The following is a 16,695-nucleotide window of genomic DNA, read 5'->3' on the forward strand; positions in this document are numbered from 1 at the left end:
GGGGCGGCCCCCCCGGGCCCGGGGGGGGGGGGGCCGCCGGGGATGGGGGGGCCCCCCCGCGCGCCGGGCGCGGCGGCCGCCCTCGCCCCGCACCCCCCCGGCCCCCGGGCTCAGCCGTCCAGGGCTAGCTTTCCAGGGCTAGCTTTCCAGGGCGGAGGCCAGGCGGCGGGCCAGGCCGGTGTTGCGCCGGTGGCCGATCCGGTGGACGGCCAGCTCCAGCGCCTCCCGCTGGCCCACCAGCACCACCCACGCCTTCGCCCTGGTCACCAGGGTGTAGAGGAGCTTGCGGCGGAGCATGATCCCGCCCGACTCGGCCACGATGGGCGCCACCACGAACGGGTATTCGCTGCCCTGCGACCGGTGCACGCTGATCGCGTAGGCGTGGGTCAGGTCGTCGAGCTCGTCGAAGCCGTAGCGCACCCGCTCGCCGTCGTCGGTGAGGATCTCGATCGTGCGCTCCTCCTGCACGACCGCCGTCACCGTGGCGGTCTCCCCGTTGAAGACGCCTTTGTCGTAGTTGTTGCGGATCGGCATGACCCGGTCGCCCACACGGAACACCGACGCGCCCGACCAGTGCTCCGGCTTGTCGTCGGCGGCCGGGTTGAGCTGGTCCTGGATCAGGCGGCCGAGCGCGGTGGCGCCCGTCTCGCCCTTGCGCATCGGGCACAGCACCTGCACCTGGTCGGGCTCGACGTTCTGCTTGCGCGGGATCGCCACCATCGCCAGGTGGGCCACCCGCCGCGCCACCTGGGCGGGGTCGTCGAGCTCCTCGAACCAGAACCCGCCGCCGGCCGTCCTGACCGGGAGCCGGCCGGCGCGGATGCGGTGGGCGGCGTCGATGATGCCGCTGCCGCCCGCCTGCCGGAAGACGTGGGTGAGCTGGACCCGCGGGACCGCTTCCACGCGCAGCAGGTCGGCGAGCACGTCGCCGGGCCCGATGCTGGGCAGCTGGTCGCCGTCGCCGATGAGCAGCAGATGGCTCCCGGACGGCACGGCGGCGGCCAGCCGGGTGGCCAGGTGGAGGTCGAGCATGGACGCCTCGTCCACCACGATCAGGTCGGCCTGCGACGGCGTCTCGTCGAACAGCGTCTCCGGGTCGGGATCGGGCTGCCGGGCGAGCATCCGGTGGATGGTCATCGCCGGCAGCCCGGTCAGCTCCGACAGCCGCTTGGCCGCCTTGCCCGTGGGCGCGGTGAGCGTGACCGTGCCGCCCGCCGCCCTGACCGTGGTCGCGATGGCCTTCACCGTGTGGCTCTTGCCGCACCCGGGACCGCCCGTGATGATGGAGACGGTGCTGGTCAGGGCCATGTTGACGGCGGTCTGCTGGTCCTCGTGGAGCCCGGGGTCGTCGGGGAAGGCGCGCAGGGGGAGCGTCGAGCGGGCCCGCATGAGCCGGGCGATCTGCTCGGTCAGCGCCGCCTCCCGGCCGTGCACGTGCTTGGCGTACGCCACCGCCTGGCCCGGCTGGCCGGGCGCGGCCTCCACGACCACCCGGCGGTCGGCCACGAGCGCGTCGATCATCGGGCGCACCAGCTCCTGGTCCTGCTCGATCAGCTCCGCAGTCTCCCGCACCAGCGCGGGCACCGGCACGAAGCAGTGGCCGTCGCGGCTCCCCGCCGCCTCCAGCCGGTCGAGCAGCGCCGCCTTGACCCGCTGCGGGCTGCGCTCGGGCACCCCCGACTGCAGCGCGATCTTGTCGGCGATCCGGAACGCGATCCCCCGCACCCGCCCGATCAGCCGGTACGGGTCGGTGGCCAGCACCTCGTCGGCGTCCTGCCCGAACACCTGGTAGATCTTGGCCGCCAGCAGCGGGCTGACCCCGAGCCCCTGCAGCGTCACCATCAGCGCGGCGATCGCCTTCTGCTCCTGCCACGCCTGGACGATCTGCCCCTGCCGCAGCGGCCCGATGTTGACGACCTCGGTGAGCCGCTCGGGCTCGCTGTCGATCACCTTGAGCGTGGCCTCGCCGAAGTGGTCGACGATCGCGTAGGCCAGGCGCGGCCCGATGCCCCTGATCAGCCCCGACCCCAGGTAGATCCGGATGGCCCGGACCGACGAGGGCACGATGCGCTCGCACCCGCTGACCGCGAAGCGCCGCCCGTAGCGGGGATGGCGGCCCCACTCGCCGAAGATCCGCAGCGTCTCGCCGGGCTGCGCCCCCGCCAGCGCCCGCCCGGTGGCCACGAAGTCGGGCTCGCCGTCGGCGCTCATGCGCGCGACGGTGTATTCGTCCTCCCGGACGTAGACGAGCTGCTCGACCGACGCCTCCACACCGCAGATCCAACCACCTGGCACCGACAAGGTCACATGGCGGTCGGATATGTCGCCGGTTCGGCGTCGCCCCACGGCTCGCCGTGCAGCGGGTGCAGCGCCCTGGTCTCGTCCAGCCAGATGAAGGCGTCGTAGCGGCCGCCCACCACCGTGGGCACGTAGTTGCCCCTGAGCTCCCGCTCGGGGTGGTACACGACGCCGACCGCCCGGTGCCCCATCGGCTCGTCGTACCAGGCGGGTCTCGACCACTTGGGCGGGACCACGAACAGCACCTCGGGCTCGACGACGGCCTCGTGCAGCAGCGCCTCCAGCGACGCGGGCCGCGCCGGCGGCACCCGCATGACGTGGTGCTGCGAGCCCCAGGCGGTCGCGGCCACCACGGACCCGCGATGGGTGCCGAACCCCACCAGCACCGCGTCGTCACCGTACCGCTCCCGGGCCAGTTGCCCGAGGTTGGTCATGCCCGCGGCGGCCATGTCCGTGGCGCGGGCGTCGCCCACGTGGGTGTTGTGCGCCCACACCACGCCCTTGGCGTCGGAGAAGTCCGCGAGCCGGGCCATGGTGTCGGCCATGTGGACGTCCCTGACGTTCCAGGACTCGGGGCCGCCGCGCATCATGGAGCGGTAGTAGCGCTCGGCCCCGGCCACGACCTCGGCGTTCTGGCGCGCGCTGTAGCCCTGCTCGTCCCCGGGCGCCGCGCGGACCACGGCCTGGAGCAGCCGCACGACCTCGTCCTCGCAGCCCTCCGGGACCAGCCGGGTGGCCAGGCCGTACTGCTGCGGGTCGTGGCCGTAGGACTCGAAGCAGTACAACGCGTCGATGACCGGCTCCATCTCCTGCGGCAGCCGGGCGGCGGCGTAGCGGCGCACGGCGCGCAGCGAGTCCCACAGGCTGTAGACGTCCAGGCCGTGGAAGCCGCAGCGCTCCTCGCGCGGCAGCGCGGCGTTGTAGCGCCGCAGCCACCGGCAGAACTGCACGACCTCCTCGTTGGCCCACATGAACGTCGGCCAGCGCTCGAACGTGTAGAGGGCCTCGAAGGGATCGGTGTCGCCGGTCACGGCCCGATGCACCCGTTCGCAGTCGGGCCAGTCGCCCTCGACCCCGACGAAACCGAATCCCTTCTCGGCGATCAGCCGGCGGGTCAGCTCCGCCCGCCAGGTGTAGAAGTCATGCGTCCCGTGGCTGGCCTCGCCGATCAGCACGAACCGCGCCTCGCCCACGCGTTCCATCAGCGGGTCGAGGTCCCCCGGGCCGGTCAGCGGCAGGGCCGAGCGGCGTACCTCGTCGAGAACCGTCATTCGTCCTCCTCCGCGAGCACGCGCAGGCATTCGCGGGCCAGCTGGAGCTCCTCGCGCACCTGCACCACCATGACGGGGACGGCCGCGTCGTACGCGCTGACCGGCCCGTCGTCGTGGCGGTTGCCGAGCGCGGGAGGCTCGATGCCGAGCAGCCCGAGGCGGGCGCAGACGGCCTCGCGCACCTCGGGCTGGTCCCAGCCGATCTCCCCGGTGAACACCAGCGCGTCGATCCGCCGCAGCGAGGTGGCCGCGGCGGCGATCTCCCTGGCCACCCGGTGGCTGAACGCCTCCAGCGCCAGCTCCGCGACCGAATCGCCCTCCCGCGCGGCCGCCACCAGCTCGCGCGTGTCCCCCGAGAAGCCGCCCGACAGCCCCAGCAGGCCGGAGCGGCGCTCCAGCCCCTCGCTCAGCTCGTCCACCGTGAGATGGCCCGGCCCCAGCAGCCACATCAGCATCCCGGGATCCACGCTGCCCGAGCGCCGGGACATCGGCAGCCCCTCCAGCGGGGTGAAGCCCATCGAGGTGTCCAGGCTGCGCCCGCCCGACACCGCGCACACCGAGCAGCCGCCGCCCAGGTGCGTCAGCACGAGGTCCAGCTCCGCCGGCGGCCGGCCGAGCAGTTCGGCCGCCCGGTCGGCCGCCCACGCGTACGACAGGCCGTGGAAGCCGTAGCGCCGCAGCCCGTACTTCTCCCGCCAGGACAGCGGCAGCGCGTAGACCGCGGCCTCCTCCGGCAGGCCGGCGTGGAAGGCGGTGTCCGGGCAGAGCACGTGCGGCAGGGCAGGCAGCTCCGCGCGGGCCGCGTCCAGCAGGGCCAGCGCCGGCGGCAGGTGCAGCGGCGCCAGGCTCGTCAGGCCACGCAGCCCTTCGGCCGTCTCGTCGTCGGCCACCGCCGGGGTGCGGACGAGCTCGCCGCCGTGCACGAGGCGGTGTGCCACGGCGCGGATGTCGCGCCCGAAGTGCCCGCCGAGGAACGACGACAGCTCCCGCCTGGCCGAGCCGGGGTCGACGGCGCGTTCGGTGTGCACGCAGTCCAGCACGCAACCGCCCTCCACCAGGTCAAGGCGGAAGCTCGACGACCCGGCGTTGACGGTGAGTATCGCCGCCGACTCCGTCACCTGCTCGTCGATCGACACCCCCATGCCCGCTCGGCTACCCCTCATCTCAGGCGCAAAACGGACATCGCGCTTTACCGCCCTCAGAGATTGCCTCGTCTGGAGGTCGGGTAGTCGTGCGCCATGGACATCACCCTGAAGGTGAACGGATCGTCACATTCTGTGCACGTGGACCCTCGGATGTCGCTGCTCGACCTGCTCCGCGAACGGCTGGGCCTGATCGGCGCCAAGAAGGGCTGCGACCACGGCCAGTGCGGGGCCTGCACGGTCCTGATCGACGGGCGGCGGGCCAACTCCTGCCTGGCGCTGGCGGTGGCGATGGACGGCTCGGAGATCGTCACCGTCGAGGGGCTGATGGAGGGTGAGGAGCTGCATCCGCTGCAGGCCGCGTTCATCGAGCACGACGCCTTCCAGTGCGGCTACTGCACGCCGGGGCAGCTCTGCTCGGCGGTGGGGATGCTGGGTGAGCAGGGCCCGAGCGCGATCACCGGCGATCTCCGCGAGGACCCCGGCCTGACGCCGGAGGAGATCAGGGAGCGCATGAGCGGCAACCTGTGCCGGTGCGGCGCCTACGTCAACATCGTCAGCGCCATCGCCGAGGTCGCGCCGTGAAACTCTTCGAATACACCCGGGCGGGCAGCGCGGCGGACGCGGTGCGCAGGTTCGGGCCGGGCGCCATGTACCTGGGCGGCGGCACCAACCTGGTGGACCTCATGCGGCTGGGCGTGGCCGAGCCGGACCGCCTGGTGGACGTCGGCAAGCTGCCGCTCGACGCCATCGAGCAGGCCGGCGACCGGCTCCGCGTCGGCGCCGCCGTGCGCAACAGCGATCTGGCGCTCCACCCCCTGGTGCGCTCCCGCTACCCGATGCTGGCCCGGGCGGTGCTGTCCGGCGCCTCCGGTCAGGTGCGCAACATGGCCACGGTGGCCGGCAACCTGCTGCAGCGCACCCGCTGCCCGTACTTCCAGGACGTGACCCGGCCGTGCAACAAGCGCCAGCCCGGCTCCGGCTGCCCGGCCATCGAGGGCGACCACACGAACCTGGCGATCCTCGGCACCTCGCACGCCTGCGTGGCCACCCATCCGTCGGACATGGCGGTCGCGCTGGCCGCGCTGGAGGCCGAGGTGCACGTCACCGGCCAGGGCGGTGACAAGATCGTCCCGATGCCGGGGCTGCACCGGCTGCCGGCCGACGCGCCCGAGCGGGACACCGTGCTGGAGCCGGGCGACCTGATCACCGCCGTGGAGCTGCCCGCCCCGCCGCCGGGCGCCTCGCTCTACCGCAAGGTACGCGAGCGGGCGTCGTTCGCCTTCGCCCTCGTGTCCATCGCCGCCGTGCTCGACGTCCGCGACGGCACCGTCACCGGCTGCCGCATCGCGCTCGGCGGCGTCGCCCACGCGCCATGGCGGGCCGAACGCGCCGAGCAGGTCCTCGTCGGCGGCCCGGCGACCGGTGAGGCGTTCCGCACCGCCGCCGAGGCCGAGCTGGAACAGGCCCGTCCGCTCCCGCGCAACGACTTCAAGGTGCCGCTGACCCGCAATCTGATCGTCCGCACGCTTGAGGAGCTGACGCCGTGAACCGCGTCGAGGGCCGCGTCAAAGTCGCCGGGCTGGCCACGTACGCCGCCGAATACCCGGTCGAGGGCGTCACCTACGCCTATCCCGTGCAGTCGCGGATCGCCAAGGGCCGCATCAGGCGCATCGACGTCCGCGACGCGCTCGCCATGCCCGGCGTGCTGGCCGTGCTGTCCAGCGAGGACCCGCCCCGGCTGGGCCCGGCCGCCGAGGGCGAGCTGGCGCTGTTCCAGAGCCGGGAGGTCGCCTACCGCGGCCAGTTCGTGGCCGCCGCCGTGGCCGACACCTACGAGAACGCCCGCGCCGCCGCCGACGCGATCGTCGTCGAGTACGAGCAGGACATCCACGACGTGGCCCTGCGCGCCGACCACCCCAACCTGTACCAGCCGGAGACCGTCAACCCCGGCTTCCCGTCCGACACCGTGAAGGGCGACGTCGAAGCCGGGCTCAACGCGGCCGAGACCGTCATCGACGTGACCTACACGACCCCCGTCCTGCACAACAACCCGATGGAGCCGCACGCTGCCCTGGCGCTGTGGGACGGCGAGGGCAGGCTGCTGGTGTACGACACCACGCAGGGCACGTCCTCGAGCCGCGACCTCCTCGCCCAGACCCTCGGCGTGTCCAGTGAGCAGGTGCGGGTGGTGTCCCGGCACGTCGGCGGCGGCTTCGGCTCGAAAGGCACCTCCAGGCCGCAGGCCGTGCTGGCCGCCCTGGCCGCCAGGGCCGTCGGCCGGCCCGTCAAGATCGTGCTGACCAGGCAGCAGATGTTCGACGTCACCGGCTACCGCACGCCCACGATCCAGCGGCTGCGGCTCGGCGCGGACGCCGACGGCCGGCTCACGGCGCTGGAGCACGTGGCCTACGAGCAGAGCTCGACGCTGGTGGAGTTCGCCGAGCAGACCACGACCCCGACCCGCGTCATGTACGCCACGCCCGCGCTGCGCACGGCCCACCGGCTCGTCCGGCTGGACGTCGCCACCCCGTCGTGGATGCGCGCCCCCGGCGAGTGCCCCGGCATGTACGCGCTGGAGTCCGCCATGGACGAGCTGGCCTACGCCGCCGGCATCGACCCGATCGAGCTGCGCGTCCGCAACGAGCCGGAGACGGAGCCGGACAGCGGCCTGCCGTTCAGCTCCCGCAACCTGGTCGCCTGCCTGCGCGAGGGCGCCCGCCGCTTCGGCTGGGACCGGCGCGACCCCGAGCCGGGCCGCCGCCAGGAGGGCGAGTGGCTGGTCGGCACCGGCGTCGCCGCCTCCACCTACCCGGCCAGGCGCAGCCCGTCGAAGGCCGTCGTCACCATGCGGGAGGGCGACTTCCTCGTCCAGGTGGCCGCCGCCGACATCGGCACGGGCGCGCGTACCGCGCTGGCCGGGATCGCGGCCGGCGTGCTGCGCGTCGCGCCCGACCGGGTGCACGTCGAGCTGGGCGACAGCGACCTGCCGGACGCCCCGCTCGCGGGCGGCTCCATGGGCACGGCCTCGTGGGGCTCGGCGATCGTGCGCGCCTGCGAGCACCTCAAGGTGAACGGCACGGTGGGCCGCGCCGACACCACCGAGGAGGTCGCGCGGGACGCGGAGCTGGCCAGGCACGCGTTCGGCGCCCAGTTCGCCGAGGTGCGGGTCAACTCCGTGACGGGCGAGGTACGGGTGTCGCGCCTGCTCGGCGTCTTCGCCGCCGGGCACATCCTGGACGCCGAGCTGGCCAGGTCGCAGTTCATCGGGGGCATGACGATGGGCATGGGGATGGCGTTGATGGAGGAGACGTACACCGACGAGGAGTTCGGCGGCTTCCTCCGGCGCGACCTGGCCCAGTACCACGTGCCCGCCTGCGCCGACGTGGAGCGGATCGAGGCGGTCTGGCTGGACGAGGAGGACGACGACCTCAACCCCATGGGCAGCAAGGGCATCGGCGAGATCGGCATCGTCGGCACGGCCGCCGCCGTCGGCAACGCCGTGCACCACGCCATCGGCCGCCGCGTGCGCGATCTGCCCATCACTCCGGCCAAGATCCTGCGGGCGAGGTTTTAGCGCGCCCCGCCAAGGAAGGAGAAGTCTCTCGTTCCGGAGTCGGGAGGCGGCGTGAAGAACGAGTCGGATCAGGAGCGCGCGGACCGGAACTTCGTGGAGCTCTTACAGGGCGCGCGCGTGGCGGTGACCGGGGTGCAGGTGCTGTTCGCGTTCCTGCTCACGGTGCCCTTCTCGGTCGGGTTTGGCAGGCTGGACCCGCCCGACCGGTGGCTGTTCTACCTGGCGCTGGTCAGCGCGGCGGTCGCGTCCATCTGCTACATCGCGCCGACCGCCCAGCACCGCGTGCTGTTCCGGCAGGGGCGCAAGGAGACCCTGGTACGGCGCTCCAACCTCTACGGCATCGTCGGCGCGCTCGCGCTGGCCGTGTCGATGGCGACGGCCACCATGCTCGTGATCGACTACCTGTTCGGCCCCGCGCTGGGCTGGACCACCGGCGGGATCCTGGCCGCGCTGGCCCTGTGGACCTGGTTCGGCCAGGCGGCGCTCAACCGCTCGGACGATCAGTCCTCCGAGGGGAGCTCGGTGTCGTCGTCCGCGCGCTCGCGCGAGTAGGCGCCCCGCGCCACCATGTACGCCGCGACCGACACGGTGATCACCTGGGAGATGCCCGCCAGCAGCAGCGGCCCGGCGTTCGCCCAGGTGGGCCGGTGCAGCCACATGGCCAGCAGCACCAGCAGCACGCCGAGCACCTGCGGTTTGGTGCCCGCGTGCATGCGGTCCAGCGTGGTGCGGAACCGGACGAGCCCGGCCCCGGCCGACAGCGCCAGCGTCGCGCCCAGCAGCAGGCAGGCCGCCGCCGCAATGTCGAGCCACATGTCGAGCCGGCTCATCGGGACCTCCCCGAGAAGAAGCGGGCCAGCGACACGGACCCGACGAACCCCAGCAGCGACAGCACCAGCAGGATCGGCAGATCCGAATAGTCGTCCCTGGCCACGGCGAACGCCCCGACGCCGCACATGCACAGCGACGTCATCACGTCGACCGCGACCGCCCGGTCCAGCATCGTAGGACCGCGCGCCACCCGGTAGAGCGTGGCCGCCGCCGCGCATCCGAGCAGCCCCAGCGTCACGAGGTACACCACGGTCACGGCAGCTCCTCCCGGTCCCGCCGGGTGCCGAACGCCGCCACGATGCGCGACTCCAGCCCGGCCACGTCCGCCCGCACCGCCTCGGTGACGTCTCCCGGACGTCCCAGCACGTGCAGGTCCAGCTCGCGCTCCTTGGGGTAGGCCTCCACGACGAGGCTGCCGGGCACGGTCGACAGCGCGACCATGATCATCACGGTCATGGACTCCGACGACGTGCGCAGCCGTACCCGGACGATCTGGGTGGGCGGCACGCCGGGCCGCACCACCCAGACCACCACCCGCACGGTCGAGACCACCAGGTCCCGGCCGAACCAGAGCAGGAAGTCCACCAGCGCCACCGGATGGACCCTGATACCGGGGTCGAGGACGGGCAGCGGCAGCAACCACGTCACCACCAGCGCGACCGCGAGCCCGCCCAGCACGTTGCCGGCGGAAAGCTCGCCCCACAACGTCACCCACACCACCGCCAGCCAGGCGATCAGCGCCAGCCGCGGCTTCACGGCCGCCCCCCGAGCACGGCCGTGACGTACGGCTCGCGGGCCATCAGCTCGGCGGCGGCCCGGTGCGTGAACGCCGACAGCGGCCCGGCCAGCACCGTGAACGACAGCCCCATCGCGACCAGCGCCGCCACCGACGCCGTCAGCGCCCCCGGGACGGCCGTCGTGGTGACGGTCGGGTCCTCGCCGGTGTACTCCTCGCTCTCCACGACCGTGCCCGCCCGCACGGCCCGCGGGCCGCGCCAGAACGCCTTGCTCCACGTCTGGGCCACGGCGTACAGGGTGAGCAGGCTCGTCACCAGCCCTCCGGCCACGAGGGCGACGGGCAGCGGGCGGCCGTCGGCCATGCCCGCCTGCACCAGCATCAGCTTGCCGAGGAAGCCGGACATGGGCGGGATGCCCGACAGGTTCATGGCGGGCACGAAGAACAGCACGGCCAGCAGGGGTGCGGTCGTCATCAGGCCGCCGAGCCCGTTCACCGAGGTGGTGCCGGTGCGCCGCTCCACCAGCCCGGTCACCAGGAACAGGGTCGTCTGCACGGTGATGTGGTGCACCACGTAGAAGATCGCCCCGGCCAGCCCGGCCACCGAGGACAGGCCGACGCCGAACACCATGTAGCCGATGTGGCTGACCAGCGTGAACGAGAGCATGCGCTTGAGGTCGGTCTGCGCGACCGCGCCCAGCACGCCCGTCAGCATCGTGGCCAGCGCCACCCACATGAGCAGCGTCGACACCGGCCCGCCCGGGAACAGCAGCGCCTCCAGACGAATGATCGAGTAGACGCCGACCTTGGTCAGCAGGCCCGCGAACACGGCCGTGGCCGGGGCGGGCGCGGTGGGATAGGAGTCCGGCAGCCAGGCCGACATGGGGAAGATCGCCGCCTTGATGCCGAACGCCAGCAGCAGCGTCAGCTCCACCAGCAGCGCCACCTGCACGGGCAACGTGGCGAACCGCTCGGCGAGCTGCGCCATCGACAGCGTCCCGGTGGCCGCGTACGTGACTCCCAGCGCGATCAGGAACAACATCGACGAGGCCAGGGCCATCAGCGTGTACGTGGCGCCCGCCCGGATCCTGGACTCGGTGCCGCCGAAGGTGAGCAGCACGTACGAGCCGCTCAGCAGCAGCTCGAACGCCACGTACAGGTTGAACAGGTCACCCGACAGGAACGCGTCCGCCACCCCGGCCACCATGACCAGGAACGCCGGATGGAAGATCGCCATGGGGGCGTCGTGCTCCTGCGCGGCGTAGGCGTTGGCGACCGAGTACACCATGACGCAGAACGTCACCGCCGACGACACCAGCAGCACCAGCGTGGACAGGCGGTCGGCCACCAGGCAGATGCCGACGGGCGCAGGCCAGCCGCCCAGCTCGGTGACCAGCGGGCCGCGGGTGTCGGCGGCGACCAGCAGCAGCGCGGAGACGACGACCGAGATGGCGAGCGTGACCAGGCTGATGAGCGACTGCAGCCGGCGCAGCCGCCCCCCGATCGCCAGCTTCACGCCGGCGGCCAGGAGCGGCAGCAGCACGGGCACGCAGATCAGCCTCTCCACCGGGATCAGCCCTCGCCTTCCGGCTCGGGCACGCGGCTCTCCACGGTCAGACCTCGCCTTCCGGTCCGGGCACGCGGCTCCTCATGGTCAGTCCTCGCCTTCCAGCTCGGGGTCCTGCGCGAGGGCCTGGCGCTCCCGCTCCTCCCTGATGGCCGCCCGCATCTGCCTGCGCGCCTCCCGCTGTCGTGCCTTGAGCCTTCTCCGCATCGCCCGCTCCCTGGCCGCCTGCTCCTCCCGCCCCCGCGTGTGCTGCTCGCGCAGCTGCTCGATGCGCTCGGCGTTGTCCAGGGCGGCCGCGTCCTCGCGCCGCCCCGCCTCCTCGAAGCGCAGGTGCACCTCCTCCTCGGTCAGCCCCTCCTGCCGCCGCTCGCGCATCCACCGTTCGAGCTCGTCGTGCACCCTGGAGATGCGCTGCTCCAGGTCGGCCTCCTGCAGCCGCTCGCGCTCGGCCTGCTCGGCCGCGAGCTTGGCCAGCTCGGCGCGCTGCTCGGCGACCAGCCGCCGGTAGGCGTCCCGCCGGGCGCGCACGGCGTCGCTCAGCTCGCCGCGCCGGGCGCGCAGCCGTACGCGGCGGTCCTCGGTGTCGTCCTGGACCTCGTCGCTCCCGGACAGCTGCCACGACCGGTGCGCCAGGGCCAGCAGGAACGCCGTCACCCCCAGGGTGATCACGATCGCGGTGAGCACCATGGCCTGCGGCAGCGGGTCGGCCCGCCCGCCGACGTCCACGAAGGGCGGGCCGCCCGGGTCGCCGCCCGCGGTGACGATCAGCAGGTTGATGCCGTTGCCCAGGAGGACGACGCCGGCCAGCACCCGTACCAGGCTCCGCTCCAGCAGGAGCGTGACCCCGGTGGCCACCATCGCGAAGCAGGCCAGGAAGGGCAGCAGGGTGACGGTCACACGCTCTCCTGCCGGTCCAGCTCGGCGCCGAGGGAGCGCAGGATGTCCTGGACCATGCCGACGACGGACACGTACACGCCGAGGTCGAACAGCAGCCCCGTGGACACGTGCAGGTGCCCGGCCAGGGGCACGCTCACGTCCACGGTCAGCAGGTCGAGCGCCGCCCGCCCGAACAGCAGCCCGATCAGCGCCGTGCCCGCCGACAGCGTGAGCCCGGCGCCCATGAGCACCCCGGCGTGCACCGGGAGCGCGGCGGCCAGCTCGTTCCGCCCGCCCGCCAGGTAGCGCACGGTGATCGCGAGCCCGGCCACGATGCCGCCGGCGAACCCGCCGCCGACCTCGCTGTGCCCGATGAACAGCAGGAACACCGAGAGCACCAGCACGGTGTGGAACGTCAGCCGGGCCACCACCTCGAACGCCAGCGCCCGCTGCCCGCGCGGCAACGTGGCCGACAGCCAGCGGGTGCGCTCGACGGGCGGCCCCGCGACCGGCTCGATGTGGTACGACCTGCGCCGCAGGAACACCAGGCTCGTCACGCCCAGGGTCAGCACGACGAGCACCGTGCTCTCGCCCAGGGTGTCCCAGGCGCGCAGGTCGACGATGAGGGCGCTGACGATGTTCCGGGCGCCGGCCTGCCCGGCGGCCGCCTCCAGGTGCGCGCCGACCGGCTCGGCGGTCCGCGCGCCCATCGCCAGCATGCCCGCGCCGGTGACCACCACCCCCACGGCCAGCCCGAGCGCCATCCTGAACGGGAACGGCAGCCGCCCCCTGACCGGGCCGAGCGGCAGCCGCCGCAGCACCAGCGCGAACATGACCAGGCTCACCGTCTCGGCCAGGAACTGGGTGAGCGCCAGGTCGGGCGAGCCGTGCGCGAGGAACAGCAGCGCCGTGCCGTACCCGGTGAGGCCGACGACCAGGGCCAGCAGGATGAACGCGCGGGCGAACAGCGCCAGCACGGCCGCCGCCACCGTCAGGACGGCGGCGACGGGCTGCTCGGGGCGCTGCCAGAGGACGACGGGCACGCCGAGGTGGGGCGGGCCGCCGGAGGCGAGGGAGAACACGCCGACGCCGACCGCGGCCAGCAGGGTGAGCGTCAGGTAGTCGGGTACGGACCCGCGCTGGATGAAGCCGGTGAGCTGGATGGCGAAGCGGTCGAGCCGCTGCACGAGCGCCCAGAAGACCTGCCCGGAGTCGACCACGTGCAGCGCCGCCCCTACCCTGGCCACGGGCTCCCTGGCCAGGAACAGCGCCACCCCGGCCGCCACCGACACCGCCGACAGCAGGAGCGGCAGGGTGAAGCCACCCCACGGCGCCAGATGGACCTCATGCCCTTTAACGCGAAATGTCCCGATATATCCGGAAAAGGTGGAGGCGAGCCACCCGGCGAACGGCGTCAGGACCAGCCCGAGCAGCGACAGCAGCGCGGCAGGTCCCGTCATGGCCGCGGGCATGCGATGCGTCTGCCGCGCCGCCACCCCCGGCTTGTCGCAGAACGCGCCCCACAGGAACCGCAGCGTGTACGCCGCCGTCAACGCCGACCCGGCCACCACGCCCGCGAGCACGACCGGCGCGCCCATGAGCGCCTCCAGCGCGGCCTCCTTGCCCGCGAACCCCGCCAGCGGCGGCAGCCCCGCCATCGACGCCCCCGCCAGCACCGCGACCCCGCACACCCACGGCATCGACCGGCCGACCCCGCTCAGCTCGCGCAGGTCGCGGGTGCCCGCCGCGTGATCGACGATGCCCACCACCAGGAACAGCGCGGCCTTGAACAGCGCGTGCGCCGGCAGCATGCCCGCGCCGGCCAGCGCCGCGCCCCCGTCGCCGGAGCCGAACAGCACCGTGAGGAAGCCGAGCTGGCCGACCGTGCCGTAGGCGAGCAATCGCTTGAGATCCGTCTCGCGCAGCGCCCGCCACCCGCCCAGCACCATCGTGACCAGGCCGAGCGGCACCGCCGCCGCCCGCCAGACCGTCAGGTCCCCGAGCGCGGGACCGAGCCTGGCCAGCAGGTACACGCCGGCCTTCACCATGGCGGCCGCGTGCAGGTAGGCCGAGACGGGGGTGGGTGCGGCCATGGCGGCCGGCAGCCACATGCTGAACGGGAAGATCGCCGACTTCGACAGCGCGCCGGCCAGGATGAGCACGACGGCGACGGGGCCCGCGTGGGGCGGGTGCGCGACGATGTCCGAAACGCGGTACGTGCCCGCGGCCTGCCCGAGCAGGACGAACCCCGCCAGCATGGCCAGGCCGCCGAACGTGGTGACCATCAGCGCCTTCATGGCGGCCTGCCTGCTCAGCCTGCTCTCGGGGTCGTACCCGATGAGCAGGTAGGAGAAGACGGTGGTCAGCTCCCAGAAGACGTACAGCAGGAGCAGGTCGTCGGCCGCCACCAGCCCCAGCATCGACCCGGCGAAGCCCGTCATGAAGCAGCCGTAGCGCCCGAGCCCTTCGTCGTCCCGGCTGAAGTAGCGGGAGCTGTAGATCATGACCAGCGCGCCCACGCCGGTGACCAGCGACATCATCAGCACGGCCAATGCGTCGGCGCGGAAGGACAGCTCCAGTCCCAGCACGGGCGCCCAGGCCGCGCTCTCCCGCGGGGGCAGCCACAGCAGGACGGCGAGGAAGGCGATGCCCGGGGGAAGGGCGAGCACGGCCAGGGACGTGCGCCTGACCAGCCAGGGAGCGCACACCGCCGCCACCGCGTGCAGGACCAGCAGCGACTCCATGGGCTCCTCGGGAGGGACTTTTCCGGCTACGTCCGTCAATCTCTCCCGGCACGGGACGCGTGCCCCGCAGGCGCGACCGTGGTTGACCCGAACGACACCAGTCCCACACCGTGGTGTGGGACTGGGGGAACAGGGGCTTACACCTTGGCGGAGCAGGCTCCGGGCCGCGGCGGGACGACCGTGATCAGGTAGCGGTCGATCTGCTTCTCCACGCAGCTCGAACCGCCGCTGTACGCGGTGTGCCCGTCGGCGTCGTTGGTCAGCAGCACGCCCTTCGACAGCTGGGACGCCAGCGCCTTCGCCAGGCCGTACGGCGTGGCCGGGTCGCGGGTCGTGCCCACCACCACGATCGGCGGCGAGCCCTGGGCCCGCACCTTCTTGGCGAACCTGGTGCCCTTGACCGGCCAGTACGGGCAGCGCGACTCGGGGTGGTCGAGGCAGTTGATCGCCATGAGCGCCTCGTACCGGTTGTCGTAGCTGCCGTCGGCCCGCCGGCCGTTGTAGTCGTCGGCGAGCAGCAGCAGCTTCGTGCCGTCGCCCTTGAACGCGTCCGCCAGCGCGACCCGCAGCGTCGGCCAGTAGGCCACCGCGTAGAGGGCGTTCATGACGCCGGTCCGCGCGACGGCCTCGCTGACCTGCCGGCCGTCGTAGGTGTTGCGCAGCGGCGCCTGGTCGGCCCGCTTGTACAGCGCGTCCAGCCGCTTCCAGGCCGCGCTGACGGAGTGCTTCTTGAACGGGCAGTCCTTGGCCTTGAAGCAGTCGCGCATGAACGACTCGGTCGCCACCTGGAAGCCCTTGGCCTGCGACCGGGCGAACTCGACGCCGGTCTGGTTCGGGTTCTCGGCGCCGTCGAGCACCATGGCGCGGATCCTCGTGGGGAACAGGTCGGCGTACCTGGCGCCGAGGTAGGTGCCGTACGACCAGCCGAGGTACGTCAGCCGTCGCTCGCCCAGCGCGACCCGCATCACGTCCATGTCCCTGGCGGCCTCGCCGGTGCCGACGTGCGCGAGGAGCTGCTTGCCCGCGTTCTTCGCGCAGGCGCCGGCGAACGCCTTGGCCCACTGCTTGGCCTGCTTGACCTCGGTGCGGTTGTCGGGCGTCGGGTCGGTGGCGAAGAGCGCGTCGAGGCCGAGCGTGCCGAGGCAGCGCACGGGAGCCGAGGCGCCCACGCCGCGCGGGTCGAAGCTGACCACGTCGAACCGCTGCCTGAGAGAAGGGGACACCATGGTCTTCGCGGCCTTCAACGAATCGACGCCGGAGATGCCCGGGCCGCCGAAGTTGAGCACGATCGACCCGATCTTCTTTCCGGTGGCGCGCAACCGGACCAGGCTGATCTTGATCTGCCTGCCGCCGGGCTTCGAATAGTCGAGCGGGACCCGCAATTTCCCGCATTCATATCCGTTGCCACAGGAGGACCAGGCCACCCGCTGACCGTAATAAGCGTCGAGCCCGCCGGCCCCGGTCGCCCGCGCCGGCCCCGCCAGACCGGCGGCGGCGATCAAGCCTGCGATGGCGGGCGAAATGATGGTGATTAGACGTCGCATGAATAGAACGTGAATGTGAATGCTTGCGGCGGCCTTTAAGGGCGCTGGAATAGATCGTCTGCAAGCGCGAATTCGGGGCTCGCCCATGCGCCGCCCTCGACAAGGTAAT

At 72.7% G+C, this 16,695-nt stretch carries 14 protein-coding genes; 4 read left to right on the top strand and 10 right to left on the bottom strand.

What is annotated here, in order from left to right; all coding sequences use genetic code 11:
- Positions 1-138 precede the first annotated feature (138 nt).
- The 3 genes from AB0L65_RS25005 to AB0L65_RS25015 are packed head-to-tail and all read right to left on the bottom strand — an operon-like array spanning position 139 to position 4,711.
- The gene (locus AB0L65_RS25005) at positions 139-2,271 is read right to left on the bottom strand and encodes an ATP-dependent RecD-like DNA helicase (RefSeq protein WP_364249302.1); all 2,133 of its coding nucleotides are present in this window, start codon (positions 2,269-2,271) and stop codon (positions 139-141) included.
- A gap of 32 nt (positions 2,272-2,303) precedes the next feature.
- A complete protein-coding gene (locus AB0L65_RS25010; protein WP_364249304.1) occupies positions 2,304-3,569 on the bottom strand; it encodes an erythromycin esterase family protein in 1,266 nt (421 codons plus the stop codon).
- Complete coding sequence (locus tag AB0L65_RS25015) at positions 3,566-4,711, bottom strand: acetate/propionate family kinase (RefSeq protein WP_364249306.1); 1,146 nt, start codon at positions 4,709-4,711, stop codon at positions 3,566-3,568. Before AB0L65_RS25015 ends, AB0L65_RS25010 begins: the two co-directional genes overlap by 4 nt.
- A 96-nt stretch (positions 4,712-4,807) precedes the next feature.
- Between AB0L65_RS25015 and AB0L65_RS25020 the strand changes: the two genes are divergently transcribed.
- The 4 genes from AB0L65_RS25020 to AB0L65_RS25035 are packed head-to-tail and all read left to right on the top strand — an operon-like array spanning position 4,808 to position 8,840.
- On the top strand, positions 4,808-5,296 hold the full coding sequence (locus AB0L65_RS25020; RefSeq protein WP_364249308.1) for a 2Fe-2S iron-sulfur cluster-binding protein: 489 nt from the start codon (positions 4,808-4,810) through the stop codon (positions 5,294-5,296).
- Entirely contained in the window at positions 5,293-6,261 is a 969-nt protein-coding gene (locus AB0L65_RS25025) for a xanthine dehydrogenase family protein subunit M (protein ID WP_364249310.1), read from the top strand. The genes AB0L65_RS25020 and AB0L65_RS25025 overlap by 4 nt, the downstream gene beginning before the upstream one ends.
- A complete protein-coding gene (locus AB0L65_RS25030) occupies positions 6,258-8,288 on the top strand; it encodes a xanthine dehydrogenase family protein molybdopterin-binding subunit (protein ID WP_364249312.1) in 2,031 nt (676 codons plus the stop codon). The genes AB0L65_RS25025 and AB0L65_RS25030 overlap by 4 nt, the downstream gene beginning before the upstream one ends.
- 51 nt (positions 8,289-8,339) lie before the next feature.
- Complete coding sequence (locus AB0L65_RS25035) at positions 8,340-8,840, top strand: DUF6328 family protein (protein WP_357739825.1); 501 nt, start codon at positions 8,340-8,342, stop codon at positions 8,838-8,840.
- On the opposite strand, the gene AB0L65_RS25040 is transcribed toward AB0L65_RS25035, so the two are convergent.
- From AB0L65_RS25040 to AB0L65_RS25070, 7 genes are all read right to left on the bottom strand, one after another.
- Positions 8,789-9,118, bottom strand: a complete 330-nt coding sequence (locus AB0L65_RS25040) for a monovalent cation/H(+) antiporter subunit G (protein ID WP_364249314.1) — start codon at positions 9,116-9,118, stop codon at positions 8,789-8,791. The two genes, AB0L65_RS25035 and AB0L65_RS25040, sit on opposite strands and share 52 nt — an antisense overlap.
- The gene (locus tag AB0L65_RS25045) at positions 9,115-9,375 is read right to left on the bottom strand and encodes a monovalent cation/H+ antiporter complex subunit F (protein WP_364249316.1); all 261 of its coding nucleotides are present in this window, start codon (positions 9,373-9,375) and stop codon (positions 9,115-9,117) included. The genes AB0L65_RS25040 and AB0L65_RS25045 overlap by 4 nt, the downstream gene beginning before the upstream one ends.
- Positions 9,372-9,875: a Na+/H+ antiporter subunit E gene (locus AB0L65_RS25050; RefSeq protein ID WP_364249318.1), complete on the bottom strand. Its 504-nt coding sequence runs from the start codon at positions 9,873-9,875 to the stop codon at positions 9,372-9,374. The genes AB0L65_RS25045 and AB0L65_RS25050 overlap by 4 nt, the downstream gene beginning before the upstream one ends.
- Positions 9,872-11,422 (bottom strand): Na+/H+ antiporter subunit D, encoded by a 1,551-nt coding sequence (locus AB0L65_RS25055; protein ID WP_364249320.1) that lies wholly within the window; start codon positions 11,420-11,422, stop codon positions 9,872-9,874. The genes AB0L65_RS25050 and AB0L65_RS25055 overlap by 4 nt, the downstream gene beginning before the upstream one ends.
- An 87-nt stretch (positions 11,423-11,509) precedes the next feature.
- Entirely contained in the window at positions 11,510-12,319 is an 810-nt protein-coding gene (locus AB0L65_RS25060; protein WP_364249322.1) for a Na(+)/H(+) antiporter subunit C, read from the bottom strand.
- A complete protein-coding gene (locus AB0L65_RS25065; protein ID WP_364249324.1) occupies positions 12,316-15,042 on the bottom strand; it encodes a Na+/H+ antiporter subunit A in 2,727 nt (908 codons plus the stop codon). Before AB0L65_RS25065 ends, AB0L65_RS25060 begins: the two co-directional genes overlap by 4 nt.
- A gap of 137 nt (positions 15,043-15,179) precedes the next feature.
- Positions 15,180-16,586 carry an alpha/beta hydrolase gene (locus AB0L65_RS25070; protein ID WP_364249326.1) on the bottom strand — a complete coding sequence of 469 codons (1,407 nt, stop codon included), beginning with the start codon at positions 16,584-16,586 and terminating at the stop codon, positions 15,180-15,182.
- Between the last annotated feature and the right edge of the window lie 109 nt (positions 16,587-16,695).

Origin of the sequence: Nonomuraea sp. NPDC052116 (genome assembly GCF_040680035.1) — a bacterium.
Lineage (GTDB): Bacteria > Actinomycetota > Actinomycetes > Streptosporangiales > Streptosporangiaceae > Nonomuraea > Nonomuraea angiospora_A.

What these genes read in the sequence shown, in the direction of transcription:
- AB0L65_RS25010 (WP_364249304.1), bottom strand. Translation starts at nt 3,569, where the DNA reads ATGACGGTTCTCGACGAGGTACGCCGCTCGGCCCTGCCGCTGACCGGC.
- AB0L65_RS25015 (WP_364249306.1), bottom strand. Translation starts at nt 4,711, where the DNA reads ATGGGGGTGTCGATCGACGAGCAGGTGACGGAGTCGGCGGCGATACTC.
- AB0L65_RS25020 (WP_364249308.1), top strand. Translation starts at nt 4,808, where the DNA reads ATGGACATCACCCTGAAGGTGAACGGATCGTCACATTCTGTGCACGTG.
- AB0L65_RS25040 (WP_364249314.1), bottom strand. Translation starts at nt 9,118, where the DNA reads ATGAGCCGGCTCGACATGTGGCTCGACATTGCGGCGGCGGCCTGCCTG.
- AB0L65_RS25065 (WP_364249324.1), bottom strand. Translation starts at nt 15,042, where the DNA reads ATGGAGTCGCTGCTGGTCCTGCACGCGGTGGCGGCGGTGTGCGCTCCC.
- AB0L65_RS25070 (WP_364249326.1), bottom strand. Translation starts at nt 16,586, where the DNA reads ATGCGACGTCTAATCACCATCATTTCGCCCGCCATCGCAGGCTTGATC.